Origin of the sequence: Longimicrobium sp. (genome assembly GCF_036387355.1) — a bacterium.
GTDB lineage: Bacteria > Gemmatimonadota > Gemmatimonadetes > Longimicrobiales > Longimicrobiaceae > Longimicrobium.
In genome coordinates, this window is the sequence record NZ_DASVTX010000148.1 from 1 (window position 1) to 19,614 (window position 19,614).

The 19,614-nt window shown below is 71.1% G+C and carries 20 protein-coding genes; 13 read left to right on the plus strand and 7 right to left on the minus strand.

Translation table 11 applies throughout. The annotated features are described in order from the left end of the window. Nucleotides 1-379: 379 nt before the first annotated feature. The 3 genes from VF665_RS06830 to VF665_RS06840 form a co-directional block, all read right to left on the minus strand. Nucleotides 380-1,528 (minus strand): AI-2E family transporter, encoded by a 1,149-nt coding sequence (locus tag VF665_RS06830; RefSeq protein WP_331052663.1) that lies wholly within the window; start codon nucleotides 1,526-1,528, stop codon nucleotides 380-382. A 244-nt stretch (nucleotides 1,529-1,772) separates the two neighbouring features. After that, complete coding sequence (locus tag VF665_RS25870; RefSeq protein WP_349263109.1) at nucleotides 1,773-2,345, minus strand: HU family DNA-binding protein; 573 nt, start codon at nucleotides 2,343-2,345, stop codon at nucleotides 1,773-1,775. 391 nt (nucleotides 2,346-2,736) lie between these two features. Next, entirely contained in the window at nucleotides 2,737-3,708 is a 972-nt protein-coding gene (locus tag VF665_RS06840; RefSeq protein ID WP_331052664.1) for a M48 family metallopeptidase, read from the minus strand. Between the two features lie 280 nt (nucleotides 3,709-3,988). Between VF665_RS06840 and VF665_RS06845 the strand changes: the two genes are divergently transcribed. Then, entirely contained in the window at nucleotides 3,989-4,540 is a 552-nt protein-coding gene (locus VF665_RS06845; protein WP_331052665.1) for a hypothetical protein, read from the plus strand. A gap of 514 nt (nucleotides 4,541-5,054) precedes the next feature. Continuing rightward, complete coding sequence (locus tag VF665_RS06850) at nucleotides 5,055-5,504, plus strand: hypothetical protein (RefSeq protein WP_331052666.1); 450 nt, start codon at nucleotides 5,055-5,057, stop codon at nucleotides 5,502-5,504. Nucleotides 5,505-5,580: 76 nt separating this feature from the next. Here VF665_RS06850 and VF665_RS06855 read toward each other — a convergent pair whose 3' ends face one another. Both VF665_RS06855 and VF665_RS06860 read right to left on the minus strand, forming a co-directional pair. Further along, complete coding sequence (locus VF665_RS06855) at nucleotides 5,581-6,318, minus strand: PIG-L family deacetylase (protein WP_331052667.1); 738 nt, start codon at nucleotides 6,316-6,318, stop codon at nucleotides 5,581-5,583. A 158-nt stretch (nucleotides 6,319-6,476) separates the two neighbouring features. Then, entirely contained in the window at nucleotides 6,477-6,731 is a 255-nt protein-coding gene (locus VF665_RS06860) for a hypothetical protein (RefSeq protein WP_331052668.1), read from the minus strand. 224 nt (nucleotides 6,732-6,955) lie between these two features. Here VF665_RS06860 and VF665_RS06865 point away from each other — a divergent pair, with 224 nt between their 5' ends. The 4 genes from VF665_RS06865 to VF665_RS06880 all read left to right on the plus strand — a co-directional run bounded on the left by VF665_RS06865 (nucleotide 6,956) and on the right by VF665_RS06880 (nucleotide 12,440). Further along, nucleotides 6,956-8,125 (plus strand): glycosyltransferase, encoded by a 1,170-nt coding sequence (locus VF665_RS06865; protein WP_331052669.1) that lies wholly within the window; start codon nucleotides 6,956-6,958, stop codon nucleotides 8,123-8,125. A 13-nt stretch (nucleotides 8,126-8,138) separates the two neighbouring features. Further along, the gene (locus tag VF665_RS06870) at nucleotides 8,139-8,594 is read left to right on the plus strand and encodes an SRPBCC family protein (protein ID WP_331052670.1); all 456 of its coding nucleotides are present in this window, start codon (nucleotides 8,139-8,141) and stop codon (nucleotides 8,592-8,594) included. A gap of 18 nt (nucleotides 8,595-8,612) precedes the next feature. Next, nucleotides 8,613-9,788, plus strand: a complete 1,176-nt coding sequence (locus tag VF665_RS06875; protein ID WP_331052671.1) for a PrsW family intramembrane metalloprotease — start codon at nucleotides 8,613-8,615, stop codon at nucleotides 9,786-9,788. A gap of 132 nt (nucleotides 9,789-9,920) precedes the next feature. Beyond that, a complete protein-coding gene (locus VF665_RS06880) occupies nucleotides 9,921-12,440 on the plus strand; it encodes a LysM peptidoglycan-binding domain-containing protein (protein WP_331052672.1) in 2,520 nt (839 codons plus the stop codon). A gap of 270 nt (nucleotides 12,441-12,710) precedes the next feature. On the opposite strand, the gene VF665_RS06885 is transcribed toward VF665_RS06880, so the two are convergent. Both VF665_RS06885 and VF665_RS06890 read right to left on the minus strand, forming a co-directional pair. After that, nucleotides 12,711-13,373 (minus strand): hypothetical protein, encoded by a 663-nt coding sequence (locus VF665_RS06885; protein ID WP_331052673.1) that lies wholly within the window; start codon nucleotides 13,371-13,373, stop codon nucleotides 12,711-12,713. Nucleotides 13,374-13,423: 50 nt separating this feature from the next. Further along, nucleotides 13,424-13,651 (minus strand): hypothetical protein, encoded by a 228-nt coding sequence (locus tag VF665_RS06890; protein ID WP_331052674.1) that lies wholly within the window; start codon nucleotides 13,649-13,651, stop codon nucleotides 13,424-13,426. 129 nt (nucleotides 13,652-13,780) lie between these two features. Here VF665_RS06890 and VF665_RS06895 point away from each other — a divergent pair, with 129 nt between their 5' ends. From VF665_RS06895 to VF665_RS06925, 7 genes are all read left to right on the plus strand, one after another. Next, entirely contained in the window at nucleotides 13,781-14,419 is a 639-nt protein-coding gene (locus tag VF665_RS06895; protein WP_331052675.1) for a hypothetical protein, read from the plus strand. Between the two features lie 131 nt (nucleotides 14,420-14,550). After that, complete coding sequence (locus tag VF665_RS06900; protein ID WP_331052676.1) at nucleotides 14,551-15,123, plus strand: NUDIX hydrolase; 573 nt, start codon at nucleotides 14,551-14,553, stop codon at nucleotides 15,121-15,123. Nucleotides 15,124-15,197: 74 nt separating this feature from the next. Beyond that, nucleotides 15,198-15,521 (plus strand): antibiotic biosynthesis monooxygenase, encoded by a 324-nt coding sequence (locus tag VF665_RS06905; RefSeq protein WP_331052677.1) that lies wholly within the window; start codon nucleotides 15,198-15,200, stop codon nucleotides 15,519-15,521. Between the two features lie 19 nt (nucleotides 15,522-15,540). Then, the gene (locus VF665_RS06910; RefSeq protein ID WP_331052678.1) at nucleotides 15,541-16,191 is read left to right on the plus strand and encodes a cobalamin B12-binding domain-containing protein; all 651 of its coding nucleotides are present in this window, start codon (nucleotides 15,541-15,543) and stop codon (nucleotides 16,189-16,191) included. After that, nucleotides 16,188-17,540 (plus strand): sensor histidine kinase, encoded by a 1,353-nt coding sequence (locus tag VF665_RS06915; RefSeq protein WP_331052679.1) that lies wholly within the window; start codon nucleotides 16,188-16,190, stop codon nucleotides 17,538-17,540. The genes VF665_RS06910 and VF665_RS06915 overlap by 4 nt, the downstream gene beginning before the upstream one ends. A gap of 32 nt (nucleotides 17,541-17,572) precedes the next feature. Beyond that, the gene (locus VF665_RS06920) at nucleotides 17,573-18,250 is read left to right on the plus strand and encodes a hypothetical protein (protein WP_331052680.1); all 678 of its coding nucleotides are present in this window, start codon (nucleotides 17,573-17,575) and stop codon (nucleotides 18,248-18,250) included. 35 nt (nucleotides 18,251-18,285) lie between these two features. Next, complete coding sequence (locus VF665_RS06925; protein WP_331052681.1) at nucleotides 18,286-19,551, plus strand: dipeptidase; 1,266 nt, start codon at nucleotides 18,286-18,288, stop codon at nucleotides 19,549-19,551. Nucleotides 19,552-19,614: the final 63 nt, after the last annotated feature.

Here is a 19,614-nt window from a genome sequence, read left to right on the forward strand (position 1 = left end):
CGCCATGAACGAGTGACTGCGTGGCGCGCGGCGCACCGTCGGACGCGGCCTGGAGTCCGATGCACGCCACGCAGTCGATGGTGCGCCCGACACTCCCGGCGGGATCCTTCGACTCCGCGCCACACTTGGGAGCGGCTGACAGTCCGGCGCAGCGCTACGCTCAGGATGACGCTCAGGCGCCGACGCGCGGGGCGAGCAGGGTGTTCTCACCGGGCTCTCAGGACGCCCGATCGTAACATGCTGCTCGGACTGAGTTGTGCCTGCACCGGTCAACGCGAAACGCCGCCTTTTCGGCGGCGTTTCGCATCACGGTCATCCCCGGCCGCCCGTCGCCGCGCGTTCCCCGCGAAAACCTCCGCCCCGTTTACGTGAACCCCCGTCAGCCCGGCGTTTCGCGCGAACCAGGCTCGCGGGCGCGCGCCATCTCCTCCGCCAGGATCGCCGCCTCCGAAGCACGCTCCGCCTCTTCCAGCAGCGTGTCGGCGGGTGCGCCCGGGCCGCTGTTCTCACGCCGGTCCCACTGCTGCCGCTCCTCGGAAGGCTCCACGTACAGCACCCGCACCGCAACCACGATCACCGCCAGCATGGGCGTGGCCACGAACAGCGCCAGCAGCCCGAACCCCACCGTGAGCATCAACTGCCACACCAGCAGACCGGCGGGCGGAATGTTGACCGCCTTGCGCTCCACCAGCGGAACGGTGATGGCGTTCTGCACCTGCTGCAGCAGAAAGTAGAAGATCCCCACGTACACCGCCGTCATGGGCGAAAGCGCGAACCCGGCCATCATGGCCGGCACCGCCGCGATCGTGGGCCCGAAGTTGGGGATGAACTCCATCATGGCCGCGAACGCCGCCAGCGCCAGCGCGCCCGGGATCTTGAACAGCGCGAGCCCCACGTACGTCACCACGCCGATGAAGGCCATCGTAAGCGCCTTGCCCAGCACCCAGTTGCGCAGGTTGGTGCCCGCTTCGTCGTAGATGCGCGTCCACTTGGGGCGCGAGTCCGGCGGAATCATCCGCAGGATCAGGCCGCGGTACAGGTCCGGCTGCGCGGCAAAGAACCCGGCCAGCACCACGATGGCGAACGAGCCCAGCACCGTGCTGATCATGTTGAACGCAATGGGCACGAACCGCCCGATGAACTCGGAGAACTGGGCGCCCAGGTTGCGCCCGATCTCCGAGTTGGGCCCTTCGCCCGTCTGCCGCCCCAGCCACCCCTGCGCCGCCGCCATGGTCTTGGGCAGTTCCGCCGCCAGCACCCCCACCTGCTCGATGATCTGCGGGATCATGGCGATCAGCAGCCCCACCAGGCTGCCCACGAACACGATCATTACCAGCGGAAGCGCGATGCCGAACGGAACGCCGCGCCGGTTGAGCCACTTGGCCGGCGCGTGCAGCACAATGGCGATGAGCACCGCCAGCAGGGCGATGAAGATGGCGTTGTGCACCAGCCAGAAGAACCGCCACAGGAACAGAAAGATCATCCCCATCACAAAGATCCGCGCAACGTCGGCGGATCTCCAGATCACGCGGCGGATCTGGATGTCGGGAATGCGCGGTTCGCGGGTTTCGTCGTACTGCGGCAGGGGAGGCCTCCGGTTCGCCGGTCCATGCGCCCGGGGCCGCACGGTACAGGTCCCGGGCGGCGCGTGGGCGTGGCTCTACAGGCGGGTTCCGTGCCGCGGCACACGGCGTCACGTCCGTGGCGGAAAACGAGCGAGGCCGCGCCCCGGAACCGGGACGCGGCCTCGTGTGCCCGAGGGCGGATTCAGGTCAGCGCGACCCGCCGCTCTTGCTGCCGCCGCTCTTGGAGCCGCCGCTCTTGGCGCCGCCACCGCTCTTGCTCCCGCCGCTCTTGCTGGCCGAACCGCCGCCGTTGGAGCCCGTGGACGCCGTGGTGCCGCCGCTCTTGCTGCCGGACCGCGCGGTGCCGGTGGACGCCGTGTCCGAGGCGCCGCTGTTCACGCCGCCCTTCTTGGGCGCGCCGGCAGCGGCCGCCGCCGCACCCGCGGCCGCGCCCAGCGCCGCGCCCGCCACCGCCCCGGCGGCCTTGCGGCGTCCGGAAATGGTGCCCTCGCGCAGGTTCTTGCCGGCGGTAAAGCCGATGCTGCTGCGCTCGGGGATCTGGATCTCGGCGCCGGTGCGCGGGTTGCGGCCGGTGCGGGCGGCCCGCGTCTTCTTGGTGAACTTGCCGAAGCCGGGAATGCTCAGTTCGCCGAGCGAATGCACAGTCTCGGAGATGGCGCCACCCGCCGTGTCAAAGATGGCGTCCACCGCTCGCTGCGCCGCCGCCTTGCTCAACTGTGCCTTGTCCGCGACCTGGTCGATGAACTGCGCCTTGTTCATTGGTGCTCTCCACGCGTGGGCGGTTGAGAAGAGGCGCGCCGCTCGGCTCGCCGCGGCAACCCTGATGCAAGGGCGGTTCCACTTCCGGCGGCGTGATTGCTGGCCTTTAGCCAAATCGGTGCACGCGGAGCGCACCAGACGCCGCGCCGAATGCGCCACAGACGGGCCCGGCGGACGCGCCGCCCGCGCCTAACCGGTTGCCGTCCAGTGAGTTGCCTTTCGCCCCGTCGCATGCCGCCGACGCGATGGACGGCAGGGCGAGCAGGGCCGCGGGCCGCTGAAAATCGTGTTCGCGCAAGGCGCGGACAGGGCGGAATGCGCGCCGCCCGCCTCCCGGTTTTCGCCACGGAGCGTGCGCCGTGCGGCACCGCCGCCCCGGAACGGGGCGCCGTCAGGGGCGCGTCCCGAACCCCTGGCGAAAGGAGTCGACCACGCGTCTGGCGGCCTGCTGGGCGTTGGCGAACCCCTCCCTGGCGGCTTCGCGGTAGCTCTGGGTGGCCGCCTTCACGTCCTCGCTGTACGCCGCGTCGGGCTCGCCGCGGCGGCGGTAGTCGCCGGCCAGAATGCGCTCGTAGCCGCCGCTCTCGAACCAGGTTCGCATTTCCGCCGCGCGCAGCACCGGCGCCGGGTGCGAAAGCCAGAGCACGTTCAGCACCTTGAACACCTGGTCGGCGATGTCGCCCGTTTCGCGGTATTCCTCCGCCTGGCGCATGAACTCGTCCAGGTTGGCCGTGGGGTTCTTGCCCCCGGCAAAGGCCATCATGGTCCGCAGCGCGGGCTCGGGGCGCTGCACGGCCAGAATGCCGGCCCGGTCGCAGCTCAGCTCCGCCTTGCGGTGCCACTCCTGCAGCGCCATCAGCACCACGTTGGCAACCATTCCCACGATGGGGAACCCCACCTGGGACAGCTGAAGCAGAATCTGCATCATGGTGAGGTAGAGCGCGTGGCCGCTCAGCACGTGCCCCACCTCGTGCCCCAGAATGAAGCGCAGTTCATCGTCGTCCAGCGCCTCCACGACCGCGCTGTTCAGGACGATGAAGGGCTGCTGCATGCCGTACGCAAAGGCGTTCAGCTGCACGTTCTGCTGCACGTAGAGCGGGTAGCGCTCCGTATCCAGTGTGCGGCACACCTCGCCGTACAGCCGGTGCACGCGCCCGTACTGCGTCTCCGTCACGCGCACGCTGCCGGAAAGAAAGGCCAGGCGCAGCGGCTTTTCGCCAAAGAAGCCGAACAGCGAGCGCAGCACCTGGTCAAAGACGGGAATGCGGCGCAGGGCGTTGAGCGCGGCGCGGTCGGCCGGGTGCTCCCAGCTGCGCGGGTCGATCTGCGTAAGGATGCGCGTGGCGTGCGCCGGATTGTTCATGGACAAAGCCTGGGAAAGGTCGGTCGCGGGCGGCGCGGCGTGCGCGCCCGCAGCGGCGTACGGGACGCGCGGCGAAGGGTTTCAGGCGGCGCGGGGGAACCCGGGCGGGGTGCCCCGGTGTATGGAGGACGGGAAAGTTTGTTTCCTCCCTTCCGGACGGGCCGGGCGCGGCGTAGATTGCCGCCCAAGGGTCCATCCGAACGTCCGACCGAAGTACCCGCCGCGCACCGTTCGGGGCGCGCGCCGCAGTTCACCATTCCCGCATCTTGGAGAATCCGCCATGCGACGTCAACGCATCCTGAGCCTCTCGCTTCTGGCCGTGCTGGCCGGCGTGCTTCCTTCCGCCGTTCAGGCCCAGCAGGCGCGGTTTGCCGGGTCGTGGATGCTGAATCGCCAGCAGAGCGACGACATCAACGCCAAGATCAACCAGACGGTGGCGCGGATGAACGTGGTGGTGCGCCAGATCGCGCGCCCGCGCCTGCGCAGCACCAACACGGCGTACCCGCACCTCACGCTGGCGACCGAGAACAGCATGATCCGCGTGGACATGCAGGGCCGCCCGTCCGTGGCCAGCCCGAACTCGGGCGCGCCGGTGATGTGGCAGCGCGAGACCGGCCGCACGTGCACGCAGCTCAAGGGCGACTGCGTGCGCGTGACCACCACCACCACGGCGAGCGAAATCCGGCAGACCTTTACGGCTGAAGACGGGCAGCGCGTGAACGTGTACACGCTCAGCCCGGACGGAAACACGCTCAACATGAACGTCACCATCACCAGCCCGCGGCTTCCGCAGCCTCTCACGTACCGGCTGGTCTACAACCGGCACAACTAGTCCGGCTGGGGTGAGGAGTTCTGGAGAGGCGGCCTTCGCGGGCCGCCTCTTCTGCGTTGGGGGCGGGGGCGGTCGCGTTCTGAGATGTGGATGAAGATGCAGAATGGGATCTGGGCGTGCCCCTCCGCTGCGCTCCGGGTCGAGAGCGGTATGGGAAGGATCTGGGCGTGCCCCTCCGCTGCGCTCCGGGTCGGGCTTCGCGCGCCGTAAGGCACGATACAACTGTGCCTAACGGCGCCGAGCCCCCTCCGCGGCAGGGCAACGGTACTGCTGTTGCCCCGCCGCTCCGGCGTCTCGGCCCTGCGGGCGCGAATCCCTCACGCGGGACGGCAGTGCGGAGTGCGGGTCCACAGTGCCCAGTGCACGGTGCACAGTGCCCAGTGCCCAGTGCCCAGTGCCCAGTGCCCAGTCCGGCGGTGGGCCGGGGCCGTCCCGCGACGCGGCTTTTCCGGCGCGAACGCGCCCGGTCGCCATCAGCGCCACAGACTCACCGCCGCGCCAACCCTGGCGCGCATTGCCGACCTATGGGCAGGCGCTGAGTATCCGCATTTTTTTGGTGAGCCCCCTCTTCGGTCCGGTCGGCCCATCCGTCATCCGCACGGCGTCGAACGGCCGGGCTCCGGTCGCGAGCGCGTCCGCGCCCGGCGATAAGCGCAATCCGGCCACCTGCGGCATACCCGGCCCCCGCACCACCTGCCGCGCGTCTGTTTTCGGAGCCGGCCGGGTGCACACAGACGGCGCCAAGCACCACTTCATCGGCCTCGACCGGCTGCCGCACGGCCGAAGTGAACAGAAACAGCGCGATCAGGGGTCTCTCGGCCGCAACTCACACCTCTGGCGCCGGGTGCCGGGCGGCGGACGCGACGGGATGGAGATCGTGCCGCACGCGCCATCTCCACGTGCCCCGGATGGTTTCGACCGTGACGCGGTGGATCTCCACGTGGTTCGGATGATCTCCACCTGATGCGGATGATCTCCACTTGATGCGGATGACCTCCACGAGACGTGGATGATCTTCACGTGACCCGGAGGATGCGGGATCAGACCGGGCGGTCGGGGTGGCGAAGTTCGCCTTCCAGCTCGGCGGGGAGCAGGCTGGGGTACACGCCGCCGCGCGTTTCCCATGCATCGTACACCTCCGCGTACTCCAGCCCGTACGGCTCGCCCGCCATCCGCAGCCGCTGGTCGATCCAGTCCGCGTCGCCAAAGCCGATGCTCTCGCGGTAGAACCGGCCCAGCTCGTGGATCTGATCGCGGTACTGCGCCACATCCACCGCCACGGCCGGCAGCACGGAGTGCGCGCCGCGGTAGGTGAACACCGGCACGGCCGCGCGGTGCGGCACCGCCGGCCCGATCACCTTGGCGATGCGCGCCAGGGTGATGGCGTCGCGAAAGATCTTGCCTGACGCCTGGTGGTCCGGGTGGCGCATTCCGCGGCCCCACGCGTCGCCCCAGGTGAGCAGCGCGTCCGGGCGAACGTCGGCGATCACCCGGGCCACCTGCCGCGCCGCCTCAGGATCGGCGTGGACGGAGCAGTCCTGAAAATCAAGGAACCGCGTCTCCACCCCCAGGATCTCCCCGGCGCGGCGGCCGTGCTCCGTGCGGATGGCGGCCACCTCGTCCGCCGGAATGGGGCCGAACGCCTCTGTCATCTCTCCGCGCGTGAGCCAGACGACGACCACCCGGTCGCCCCGCGCGCGCTGGGCGAGCATGGTGCCCGCCGCGCCCACCTCATCGTCCGGGTGCGCCAGTCCTACCAGCAGCGTCTTGCTTGCCATCCGTCCTCGAGCTTCGGGTTGCGCCGCAGCCGGCGGCGCGGGAATCTCCGGCCGGACACGGACTCAGGCAAGGCGCGTGCATCCGCGGCAGAAGCGGACGCGGAGTGCGCCGGAGCCGGGCCATCCATCCCCGTCCCCGAAAGCCGCGGACGGCGGCGTCAGCCGGGGACGAGGACGCGGACGGACGTATCCTCGTCGGCCGCGGCCCAGGACGGCGCGGTGACCCGGGACAGGCGCGGCGGCATCAGAACGGGGATCCGGATGGCGCGCTCCGCCTGCTCATCGGCGGCGTGGGGCGGCGGCGCGCCGTCGGCGAGCGAGGCGAACACCCGGTCCACGATGGACGCGAGGGCCGGATCGGGGCGCCTTCCGGATCGTTCGGTTCCGCCGCACTCGCTTCCCATCATCGGCATCCGCCCCTCCGTCCGTGCATTGTGTGCCCTTCCAATCGAGCGCCCAATGTACCGAACAAAATCCGAAGATGCAAGCACGTCGTGCGCGCCGCGTGGACGGTGCCGCGGGCCCGCACGCAAGCGGACACGGACGGTACAGAAAGGGACGGGAGGCACTTTCACCCGCCCTGATGGACCGATAGGTTTGGGTCTGTTCAACCTTGCTCCCCACACCCGCGCCGCCGTTGCTGGTACCGTTTTTCTGGGCGCTTCCCTGGCTTCTGCTTCCCGTGCTGGCCGCCGCGTTCATCCGCCGCCGCCCCACGCTGGACGGCTGGGCGCCGACGGAGGGGGCGGACGCGCCGCTGGTTTCCGTCATCGTCCCCGCGCGCAACGAGGCGCACAACGTGGCGGAGTGCATCCGCGCGCTGCGTGCATCCACCTATCCGCGCCTGGAGATCCTGGTGATCGACGACGGCTCGGACGACGGCACCGGCGCACGGGCGCGCGAGGCGGCGGGGGACGATTCGCGGGTGACGGTCCTGGACGGCGAGCCACTCCCCGCTGGCTGGTTCGGCAAGCCGTGGGCGTGCGAGCAGGGCGTGCGCCGGGCGGGCGGAGACCTGATCGCCTTCTGTGACGCGGACATGCGCGCTGGCCCGGAACTGGTGGGGCGCACCGTGGCCGCGCTGGCGGACCGGCGCGCGGCGCTGCTGAGCGCCATCCCCCGGCAGGTGCTGGGCGGCTTCTGGGAACGGGTGGTGATGGCGCAGGCAGGGATGCTGTTCCTGATGCGCTATCCGGATGCGGAACGGGTGAACTGCTCGCCGCGCACCCGCGACAAGATCGCGCTCGGCGGCTACATTCTGGTGCAGCGCGACGCGTACCTGGACGCGGGCGGCCACCGCGCCGTGCGCGGCGAGGTGTCGGAAGACATGGCCATCGCCCAGCGCTTCCACGCCCTGGGGCTGGAACCGGTGCTGGTGCACGCCGAGCGGCACCTGCGGGTGCGGATGTACCGCTCGCTCGCGGAAATCGCGGAAGGGTGGGGAAAGAACCTGGTCCGCTCGTCCGGGCGCACGGCGCCGGGGCCGCTGGGCGCGTTCGTGCCGTGGCTGCTGGTGAGCGGGCTTTTCTTCTTCTGGCTGCTCCCGCCCCTGGTCCTCGTGCGCGGAGCGCTGGGCATCGTCGGGTGGCCGTGGGTGCCGGCGGCCGTAGTGGCGGAGGGCGCAGCCATCGCCTTCTGGGCCGCGATGTACCGCCGGGACGGGCACAATCCGTTATACGCCCTGGCGGTGCCGCTGGGGGCGCTGGTGATGTGCGGCATCCTGCTGGGCAGCCTGCTGCGGCGGGGAACGGTGACGTGGAAGGGGCGGCGCTACGCCGCGGCGGCCATGGAGGCCGGGGCCGGGTGACGGGAAAGGGACCATGAAGCTCTACACGCTCGACCAGATCCAGCGCGTTCCCATTCCCATCGCGGAAGCGTGGGAGTTCTTCAGCGATGCGCGCAACCTGGAGCGCATCACCCCGCCCGACATGGGGTTCGAGGTCACGTCGGCGCTGCCGGAGCGCATGTACGCGGGCATGCTCGTGACCTACCGCGTGCGTCCGCTGATGGGCGTGCCCGTAACGTGGGTGACGGAAATCACGCACGTGGACGAGCCCCGGCTGTTCGTGGACGAGCAGCGCTTCGGGCCGTACCGCTTCTGGCATCACCAGCACCTGTTCCGCGAGATTCCCGGCGGAACGGAAATGCGCGACATCGTGAACTACGCGCTTCCCCCCGGCGGCGGCGTGGCCCGCAAGTGGCTGGTGGCGCCGCGCCTGGAGCAGATCTTTGCCCACCGCCGCCGCGTGCTCGAGGAACGCTTCGGCACCCTGTAACCGGCCCCGCGCCGCCCCATGCAATCGCTCCACGCCTCATCGCCCCTCCCCGCCGTTTCGCGCGGGCGCAGACACCGCTTCCTTACCTGGGGGGCGGTGGTCTGCGGCGTCATGATCCTGACGCTGATCGGCATGGACCTGGAGCCGCGCGCCTTTGCGCTGGGCTTTGCGGCGGCGGCCCTCCCCGTGCCCCTGTACGTGGCGCTGGCGCTCTGGCTGGACCGCTTTGAGCCGGAGCCCGCGCGCACCCTGTTCCAGACCTTTGCGTGGGGCGCCACCTTTGCCGTGTTCCTGGCGTACGTGGCCAACAGCGTTACGGAGGACCTGATCGGCACCGTGCTGGGCCCGGACGCAGGGGCGCTGCTGGGGAGCGTGATCACCGCGCCGGTGGTGGAGGAGCTGGCCAAGGGGTTTGCCCTGTTCGTGCTGTACCGCGAACTGCGCGACGAGTTTGACGGGGTGGTGGACGGGGTGGTGTACGCCGCCATGGTGGGGCTGGGCTTCGCCATGATCGAAAACGTGCAGTATTACGGGGCCGCCTTTGCCGAGGGCGCCGACAGCCCCGCCGCCGCCTTCATGCTGCGCGGGATGATGTCGCCCTTTGCGCACCCGCTGTTCACCAGCATCTACGGGATGGGGCTGGGGTACCGCCGCGAGCGGCACGGCCAGCGGGGAAGCTGGGTCGGCCCCGTCGCCGGGCTGGCGGGCGCCATGGGGCTGCACGCGCTGTGGAACCTGTCCGCCAGCCTGGAAGGGTGGTTCCTGGCGCTGTACATGATGGTGATGGTGCCGGCCTTCCTTGGCGTGCTGTGGATGATCGTGCGCTCGCTGCGCCGAGAAGGGAGCATCGTGCGCCGCCACCTGGCGTCGCTGGTAGACGAGGGCGTGCTGACCCCGCACGAGCTGGAGTGCCTGTGCGTGGTGCGGCGGCGGCTGGGCTCCACGGCGCGCGCGTGGCGCCAGGGCGGGCTGCGGCACTGGCGCGCGCGGCGGGAGCTGCACCGCATCGCCAGCGAACTGGCGTTCCACCGGTGGCGGGTGGCGCGCGGCATCACGCTCGGTGACGAGGCGGATGCGGCACGCGACGCGGAATACCTGCGCCGCTTCTGCGAGTTGTGCGGCATGGGGCGCGAGCTGGGCGCCGTGCCGGACCGCCGCGCCGCCCCCCGCACCTCGCCCGGCGCCCCGGGCTGAGCGCGGCGCGCGGTGCAATGCCGCGCGTCATGACTCTGGCCGAAGTGCGCGCCCGGCACTACGTTCCGCAGCTTCGGCGCTCCCGCGCCCATGCACTCGCCGTCTGATCCATCACCGCAGGACTGATCGCATATGCATCCCAGGACCTCCCCGGGCCTTCTTGTGCTGCTCGCGCTGGGCGCCGCCGCGTGCGGGCCCGGCCGCCAGCCCGTGGCCACCGCGCCGGCCCCCGTGGCCGAGGCCCCACCGCCCGCCCCGGCTGACACCGTGCAGGCCATCGGCGAAGGGTTCACGCTGGGCGAGCGGCCCGCCGCGGTGGGCGCCGACCTGCTGGGCTCGGCGCAGTACGACCTGCCGGTGGAGGCCAACCAGTGGGTGCGCATGGAGGTGGACTTTCTCGTCAACCAGCGCGGGCCGGTGGTGGCGGGGTGGATGACCAACGCCGACCGCTACGGCGAGTGGGTGCGCGACGTCTTTGCCTCGTACGGCATTCCGCGGGACCTGAGCCACCTGGGGATGGTGGAGAGCGGATACCGGCCCACGGTGCGCAGCCACGCCGGCGCGGTGGGGATGTGGCAGTTCATGCCGGCGACGGGCCGCGGAATGGGGCTGCGGATCGACGACCTGGTGGACGAGCGGATGGACCCCGTGCGCTCCACGCACGCCGCCGCGCGCCACCTGCGCGACCTGAACCGCCAGTTCCGGGGCGACTGGGCGCTCGCGGCCGCCGCCTACAACGCGGGAACGGGGCGCATCAGCCGCGGGCTGGGGCGCTTTGGCGTCACCAATTTCTGGGACCTGGCGGAGCGGGGAGACCTGGCGCAGGAGACGCGGCACTACGTCCCGCGCCTGTACGCGGTGACCATCATCGCCAAGGATCCTACGCGCTTCGGGCTGCCGGCGCGCGGGCCGCAGCGCCAGTTCGCCTTCGACAGCCTGCGCGTGGACCTGCAGACGCCGCTGAGCGTGCTGGCCGCCATCGGCAACATTCCGCTGCAGGAGATGGTGGACCTGAACCCGCACCTGGTGCGGCAGGTGGCGCCGGCCCGCTACTGGGTGTGGGTGCCGGCGGGGCAGGGGACGGCGCTGGCGTCCGCTTTTGCCACGTCCGAATTCCGCCAGCGCGGGGGCTATGCCACGTACCGGGTGCGCGAGGGCGACACGCTGGAGCGCCTGGCCGAGCTTTCGGGGCTTTCGGCGGAGCGCATTCGCTCGCTGAACCTGTCCGTGGGCGAGTCGCCGCAGCCGGGCGCGCAGCTTCGCCTGTTCGCCGACGCCGCGCGCGTGCTGAACGAGCGCCCCATGCCGCGCCTGGCGCGCGCGGAGACTTCGGAGCGGAGCAGCCGCAGCCGGCCGCGCGTGCTGGGCGATCCGCCGGCCGAGGAGGAGAAGGAGTCCTCCGCGTCCGAATCCGAAGGCGACAGCGGCCGCACGCGCGAGTCCTCGTCCAGCCGGGGCCGCCGGGAGTCCGCGCCGCGCCGCGTACTGGGGGATGAGGCCCCCGCGCGGTCGTCCGAAGGCTCGTCGCGCTCCTCGGAATCCAGCACGCGCCGCGTATCCGAGGAACGCTCTTCGGCTCGGTCCGAGAACTCCTCGCGTACGTCGGAAAGCTCCTCGCGTTCGGCCGAGAGCGCTTCGGGGACACGCCGCGCGTTGTCGGAAGGCTCGTCGTCGCGCTCATCGGAGGGCTCGTCCAGCCGCTCCTCGGAAGAGACGGCCAGCACGCGCCGCGCCTCATCGGACGGCTCGTCGTCGCGCTCGTCCGAGGGCTCGTCCAGCCGCTCGTCCGAGGGCGCCTCGAGTACCCGCCGCGCGTCTTCGGAAGGGTCGGCGTCGCGCTCCTCCGAGGGTTCGTCCAGCCGCTCGTCGGAAGGCACGACGAGCACGCGCCGCGCTTCCGGCGAGGGATCGTCGTCGCGCTCGTCGGAAGGCTCGTCTTCGCGTGCGTCGTCGTCGCGCGGCGAGGGCGAGCGTTCGGCGGCGTCCACGCGGCGGACGGAATCGTCGGACGGCGAGCGTTCCTCATCGGCCACGCGCCGGACGGAATCGTCTGCGGAGCGCGCATCCGGCTCGCGCACGGAGGGTTCGGCGCGTTCGTCGTCGTCCTCCTCGTCCCGGACGGCTTCGGAGTCGTCGCGCGGCAGCGGGTCAGCTGGTTCGCGGACGGCCGGACGCACGCACGAGGTGGCGGAAGGCGAGACGCTGTGGGGAATCGCGCGGCGGTATGACGTGACGGTCGCCGCGGTGCGCGAGGCGAACGACCTGAGCGAGTCGGAGGCCATTCAGCCCGGCCGCACGCTGCGCATCCCGCGCAGTTCGTCCGCGGCCGCGGGTGCATCGGAGACGCGGACGGCGTCGGGATCGCCGTCCACTGCCGCGCGTTCCAGCGGAACCTCCGGCACGCGTGCCTCCGCTTCCGGCGAGACGCGGCCGGCGAGCGGATCGTCATCGGCCGGAACGCGTTCGGCGACGGCGGGATCGCGCGGGGCGGCGCGGCCAGCCGCCCGCCAGCACACGGTGGCGGACGGGGAAACGCTGTGGGGCATCGCGCGCCGCTACGAGATCACGGTGGATGCGCTGCGCCGCGCCAACGACCTCGGCGAGAACGCCGCCATCCAGCCCGGCCAGCGCCTCACCATCCCGGCGAGCTGACGCGGTCCATCGACCAAAATGCGATCACCCCCGGCGAGACGGACTCGCCGGGGGTGATGTCCGTTCGGAACCCGGAAAGGGGGATCCCTCATGCGTTCCTTCTCCCTCCGTGTCTCTGTGCCTCTGTTAGAGCCCCAATCTGTTGCTGTTCCGCTGCGACCTCCGCGCCCCCGGCGTGCTCCGCGTGAGGGCTGTTCGTTGTAGAGCCATGAGCGTGACCATACCAGCCGAGTCACACTGCACCTGACGACGGACGGTTCCTGACCGGAATCAGCGGCGGCGCGTGCGCGGGTTCCGCGTCTCCACCGAGGCGCCCACCATCAGGAAGCGGACGGCGCGGGTGGAGTCGGCCGGCAGCCGCTCGCGTCCCACGCCCGCTTGCAGAAAGACGGAGTAGTCGGAGAACTTCGCGGCCGCGGCGGGCATCCAGATGGTGGCATCGGGCGCGCGGTCCCCGCCGCGAAAGAAGGCGACGCTCTGCGTGGTGTAGACGCTGACGCCCTCATCCAGATCCCGCCCGAACTGCGCGTACGGCGTCGTGTAGCTGGGCGAAACCAGAACGCCGGCTCCGGCGGCAAACCAACGGCTCGCGACGGGCGAAAGCTGTGCGTACGCGTCCACTTCGGGGTGGAAGGCAAAGAACGGCAGCGTGATGGGGTGCGAAACGCCCAGGGAGAAGGGGAACGGCGCGGAGGAGTTCTGCGTCGTCCATCCCAGCCGCGCGTACACGCTGTTGGGCCCCACCACGGGCGTGACGGTGCTCTGGCCGGTGTGGATCTCGCCGTCCAGCACCGGGTCTGTCGCATACCCGGCCACCACGCCCACCGTGAGCCCCGGATCCACGCGCGGCGTGTGCGTCACCACCGGGATGCACGCGGGGAGCAGGGCAGGAACGGAGAGCGCGAGCAGAACGCCAAGCCGCGGCAGGCCCATGATGTCCGGTGCTGAAGGAATCCGTTCCGCGCCGCGGCGCGGTGCCGCGGCTACGCTTCGCCGGACGCGGGGGCGGCGACGGTGTCGTCGTCGTCCGCGGCTTCTTCTACCTCGTTTTCCGACACGCCGATCACCGTTCCGTCGTCGAACTCCACCATGTAGCCGTCGCGCGCGTCCTCGTTGCTGTCCGCGCCCCAATGCCCGATCACCTCGCCCACGCGCCCCACGTACGGCTCGGACTGGGCGTAGAAGGAGCGCACCACGCGTACCCTGTGCATTGCCGTCCCCCCGCGATAAGAAAGGCCGTTCCCCAGGAGCGCCCCCGATTGCACAAGCCGCGCCCGCCTGCTGGCGCCCCGCCGCTGTCGCAAACAGATTGTGCAACTCACATGGCAGGCGGGGGCGGGATGGCGGAATGGTTTGAACCGGGGAGCCCGGTGCGCTCGTGGCGCGCGTGGCTGCAACTGGTAGTGGGACTGGCGGGGTTCGGAGTCGCCGTGTCGTTGATGGTGCGCAGCGGGCTGGGGCTGGGGCCGTGGGACGCCTTTCACGCCGGGCTGGCGAACCGCACGGGGATCAGCATCGGCGCGGCCAGCATCATCGCGGGCGTGCTGATCGTGGCGGGATCGTGGTTCATCGGGGTGCGGCCGGGGGTGGGAACGCTCGCCAACATGCTGCTCATCGGGCTGTTCATCGACCTCACGCTGCCGGTGATGCCCCAGGCCGCCAACTGGCTGGTGGGCGGCGTGATGTACGTGGTGGCCATTCTGGTCTGCGGGCTTTCCACCGGCTTCTACATGGCGCCGGGGCTGGGAAAGGGGCCGCGTGACGGACTGATCGTGGGGCTGTGCCGCCGGACCGGGCGCAGCATCCGCCTGGTCCGCACGCTCGTGGAACTGTCCGCACTGGGGCTGGGGTGGGGGATGGGCGGCCCGGTGGGCGTGGGAACGCTCCTGTTCACCTTCGGCATCGGCCCGGCAATGCAATGGGGAATGCGCGTCTGCGGCGTGGAGACGGCCCGCACGCCCTCCACGGCCGAGGCCTGATCCGGATCTCCGGGTGTCCCTGGCCCGCGTCTCCCCCGCGTCCCTCACAGCCTTTCTTTTCGAGCAGATACGGCCCGGCGCGGGATCTGCACGGGGGCGTCCCTTCGCCGTTGAACCAGGGAAGCGCGGGAATGCAGGGAGAAGAAAAGGGCGCGCCGCGGCCGTGGCCCATGCTGGCCGAAACCGAGCTGCAGGACTACGAGATCTTCCGCGCGCGGCGCATTGACGCGCGCTCGCCCGAGGACGGCTCCGAGCACACCTTTCACGTCGCGGACGCGCCTGACGGCGTGCTCATCCTCGCCCTGACGCCGGACGGGCGCATGGTGATGGTGCGGCAGTGGCGCCATCCCCTGCAGCGCATCACCCTGGAACTCCCCGCGGGGATCATCGAGGAGGGCGAGGAGCCCGCCGCCGCCGCCGCGCGGGAGCTTCGCGAAGAAACGGGGTATGAAGGGGACGCCGCGCGAATGCTGCCCGCCGTGGTCCTGAACCCCTCGTGGCAGACCACGCGGCTGCACACCGCCGTGATCGCCAACGCGCGCCCGGTGGGCGAAAAGGAGCTGGACGACGCCGAGGACACGCGCGTGTGCCTGCTCGCCCCGGACCAGCTGCGCGCACGGGTGATGAGCGGCGACGCGGATTCTGCCCCGGTCGTCACCGCGCTGGCGCTGTGGGAGTGGAGCGGCCGGCCGGGATTGGGGTAAACGGATGACTGCTTGCGTTCCGGGCGCCCCGGCGCTTTCTTTTGGGTGCGATTTTCCATGCGTTCGCGGGGGCGATGTTCGTCTTCATCTCACACCTAACCGTTCCCGAGGCGGACCGCGCCGGGCTGGAGCGGCACTTTCGCGAGCGGTCGGGGCTGGTGGACGGCTTTCCCGGCTTTCTGTACCTGCAGCTCATGAGGCCGCAGGCGGGGGAAGCGACGCACGCGTTCCTCACGGTGTGGGAAACCCGCGAGGCGTTCCGGGCGTACATGCGCAGCCGGGAGCACGCGGCCTCGCACGCGCGCGAGCCGGGGGAAATCATGGCCCGCACGCAGGTGCGGCACGAGGCGTTCGAGGTGCTGATGGATTCGCGGCGGCGGCCGGAGTGGCTCGCGTGAGCGCGTGCACGGAGCGCCGGTGACGGCCGATACCGCGCGCGAGCGGTACCTGGAGGCGCTGGTGTCGGGCAACCGCCGCGCCGCGTTCGAGGTGATCGACCAGGCGCACGAGGCCGGCTTTACGCTGCGCTCGCTGTACCTGGAGGTGTTTCAGCCGGTCATGCGCGACATCGGGCGGCTGTGGCAGGAGAACCGCATTACCGTGGCGGACGAGCACCTGGCCACCGCCATCACCCAGGCCGCCATGGCGCGGCTGTACGACGAGCTGTTCCAGGGCGCCGCGGCGCCGGGCCCGCTGCTCATTGCGGCCTGCACGGACCAGGAGCGCCACGAACTGGGGCTGCGCATGATCTGCGACGTGCTGGAAATGGAGGGGTGGGACACGCTGTTTCTGGGAGCCACCGTGCCCACCGATGACCTGGTCCGGATGGTCCGCGAACGCAAGCCGCAGGTGGTGGCGCTGTCCGCGTCCATTGCGCCGCACCTGCCCCGGGTGCAGCAGACCATTCAGGCCATCCGCGACGCCGTCCCCACGGGCGGCCCGCTGATCGCCGTCGGAGGGCGCCCGTTTCTGGACGACCCCTCGCTGGCGGAACGCCTCGGCGCCGACATGACCGCGAAGGACGCGGTGGAGGCCGCCGAGCGCTTGAAGGAGAGGTTCGCCGCATGAAGAGCGTCACCGCCCTCGGCGTACACCCCGCGCTGCGCGGCTTTCCGGGCATGGTCCTGGAGCTGCGTCGCGACGGCGTCGTCGTGGAAAGCAACGGGCGGCTCGAGCGCGAGATGGAGCGCGGCGTGGTGGGCCAGCCGCTGGCTTCCGTGCTGGACGGCCCCTCGCGCCGCAAGCTGGACGCCATCCTGGCCCGGCAGCCCGGCCCCGACGCCGCGGCCGGCCTGGCCCCGGCGCAGGCGTGGGAGCTCATGCTGGAGGGGCGCGACACGGTGGCGCCCCACAGCTTCTTTCCCGTATGGGATGAGGAGGGTGACCGCCTGTACCTGGTGGAAAGCCCGCGCGACCCGCGGTTCGACGCGCTGTACGAGGAGCTGGCGGCGGTCAACAGCGAGCAGGCCAACACGCAGCGGCAGCTGGCCAAGGAGAAGTCGCGCCTGGCGCGGGCCCTGGGCGAGCTGGAGCGCGAACTCAAGGAGAACGAGCGGCTGTCCCGCACGCTGCAGGGGCAGAACGAGGAGATGGAGGCGCAGAACGAAGAGCTGCTGGCCATGACCGAGGAGCTGCACGCCGGGCAGGAGCAGCTGCTTTCGTCCAACCACCAGCTGGAGCGCCGCACCCGCGAGCTGCAGATCGCGCTGGGCGCGCGCAACCGCTTTTACGCGGCCATGAGCCATGAGCTGCGCACCCCCATCAACGCGGTGATGGGGTACAACGACCTGCTGCTGGCCGAGGTGTACGGCACCCTGAGCGAGCAGCAGGAACTGGCGGTGGAGCGCTCGCAGCGCGCCGCGCGGCACCTGCGCGAGCTGGTGAACGACGTGCTCGACATCTCGCGGCTGGAAAGCGGGCGGGCCGAGGTGGCGCCGGAGCCGGTGGACGTGGCCCGGCTGGTGGACGAGACGTTCGGCACCCTGGCACCGCTGGCCACGCACGCGGGCAGCGAGCTGCGCCGGCTAAGCGGGAGCGACGTGGGCACCGTGGTGACGGACCCGGTGCGGCTGCGGCAGGTCCTGATGAACCTGCTCAGCAACGCCATCAAGTACGGCGGCGGCGCCCCGGTGTGGGTGCACCTGGCGTGGGCCGGCAACGGGCGGCTGGTGGTGGAAGTCACCGACGGCGGCCCGGGAATCGCCGAAGACGACCTGGGCCGCATCTTTGACGAATTCGTGCAGCTGGGGCGCGAAGAAAACACGGAAAGCGCCGGCCGCCAGGGCACCGGGCTCGGGCTCAGCATCGCGCGGCGGCTGGCGACGGCGCTGGGCGGCACCCTGGAGGCGGCGAGCACCGTGGGGGTGGGAAGCACCTTTCGCCTCACGCTGCCGGCCTCGCCTTCCCGGGGCGACTGAACCGCCTCGCGGGCACACTCAATCAAGCGTTCATGACCGATTCGCAACCTGAAGCGCCGCGCGGCCCCCGCACCGGCGAGCGCCGCGGAACCGACCGCCGCAAGACCGACCGCCGTGACCCGGTTCCGTTCTGGCGCAGGCCCATTGCCCTGGTGGGCTACGGGGTGCTGGGCGCGCTGGCGCTGGTAGTGCTGCTGGGCGGGCTGCGCGGGGGGGGCGACGACGGGGTTGCGCGCGATGAAAAGCTCAGCTCCTCCACGGCGGCGGCCGAGCCGGCGGTGGAGGAAGACCCGGTCAGGCAGCCCGCCCGCGCCCCGGCCGACGCGTACGGCCAGGCCGGCTACGAGCGGCTGACCGTGGAAGGGCAGGCGTCCATCGGCCGGCTCGTGAACACGGAACTGTACTGTGAGTCGCCGCGCAGCTTCACCATCGTGAGCGGCGACACCGTGCGCCGGGCCCTGGGCGACCTGATCCAGGAGGGGATGATCCCGGCCGCCGAGTGCAAGTGGGGAAGCTCGCGCGATGCACAGCGCGAGGACTTTCTGCTCATCGTGCCCCCCAGGCACGCCCGCGACTTCGCCAGCACGCCGGTGGTGAACGACGCGTTCGTGGAGCGGCACCGCGTGTTCGCCGTGGTGGAATGGATCGGCCCCACGCAGGCGCTGGCGCTGCGGCCGGCCGGCATCATGCGCGGAATCGCCCGCCGGTGAACCTTCCGCCCGACCCACCCTCTTTTCCCGAGTCCATGAACAAGCGAATCCTGCTGGCTGCCGCCCTTCTGGCGGCGCCGGCCGCCGCGCATGCCCAGAGCGCGGCGGACCCGCTGCTGGCCCGCGCCCTCCGCATTCACCGCTCCGCGCCGCTGGTGGACGGGCACAACGACCTGCCGTGGGAAATCCGCGAAAAGGCGCAGGGCGACCTGGGGGCCATGGACCCGCGCGGCACCCTCGCGCAGAACCACACCGACATCCCGCGGCTGCGGGCGGGCGGGGTGGGCGGCGTGTACTGGGCGGCGTACGTGCCGGTGGACCGCACGGGCAGGGAGGCGGCGGGCTTTGCGCTGGAGCAGATCGGGCTCATCAAGCGGATGACGGACGCCTCGCCGGAACTGGAGATGGCCACCACGGCGGACCAGATCGTGGCCATCCACCGGCGCGGGCGCGTGGCGTCGCTCATCGGCATTGAGGGCGGGCACGCGATCGAGAACTCGCTGGACGTGCTGCGGCAGTTTCACGAGCTGGGCGTGCGCTACATGACGCTCACGCACGCCAACACGCTGGACTGGGCCGACGCGGCCACCGACTCGGCGCGGCACGGCGGGCTCACGCCGTTCGGCGAAGAGGTGGTGCGCGAGATGAACCGGCTGGGGATGCTGGTGGACCTGAGCCACGTCTCGGCCGAGACCATGACGGACGCGCTGCGGGTGGCCGAGGCGCCGGTGATCTTTTCGCACTCGTCGGCCCGCGCGCTGGCGGACCACCCGCGCAACGTGCCCGACGAGGTGCTGCGCCTGCTCCCCGCCAACGGCGGCGTGGTGATGGTGAACTTCTTTTCCGGCTTCATCGACCCCGAAGCCGCGCGGCAGATGCGCGACATGTTCGAGGTGGAGCGCGGCATCCGCGCGCAGCACCCGGACGACTCGGCGGCGCAGCAGCGCGCCATCGCCGCGTGGCGGGCGGAGCACCCCATGCCGCGCGGCACGGTGGCGACCATCGCGGACCACATCGACCACATCGTGAAGGTGGCGGGGATCGACCACGTGGGGATCGGGTCGGACTTCGACGGCGTGACGTCGTTGCCCGAGGGGATGGACGACGTGTCGCGCTTTCCGTATCTGACGGTGGAGCTGCTGCGCCGCGGCTACAGCGATGGCGACGTGCGCAAGATCCTGGGCGGCAACCTGCTGCGCGCCATGCGCGGCGCCGAGGCGGCCGCCGCGCGCATTCAGCGCCAGCGCGGCCCGTCGTCCGCCGTCATCGAGGTCCTGGACCGCCGCCCCGCCGCGCGCTGATCTGTTTCCGGCGATCGAGTGCGTTCAGCCCCGTCGGACCTCGGTCCGCCGGGGCTGACTTCT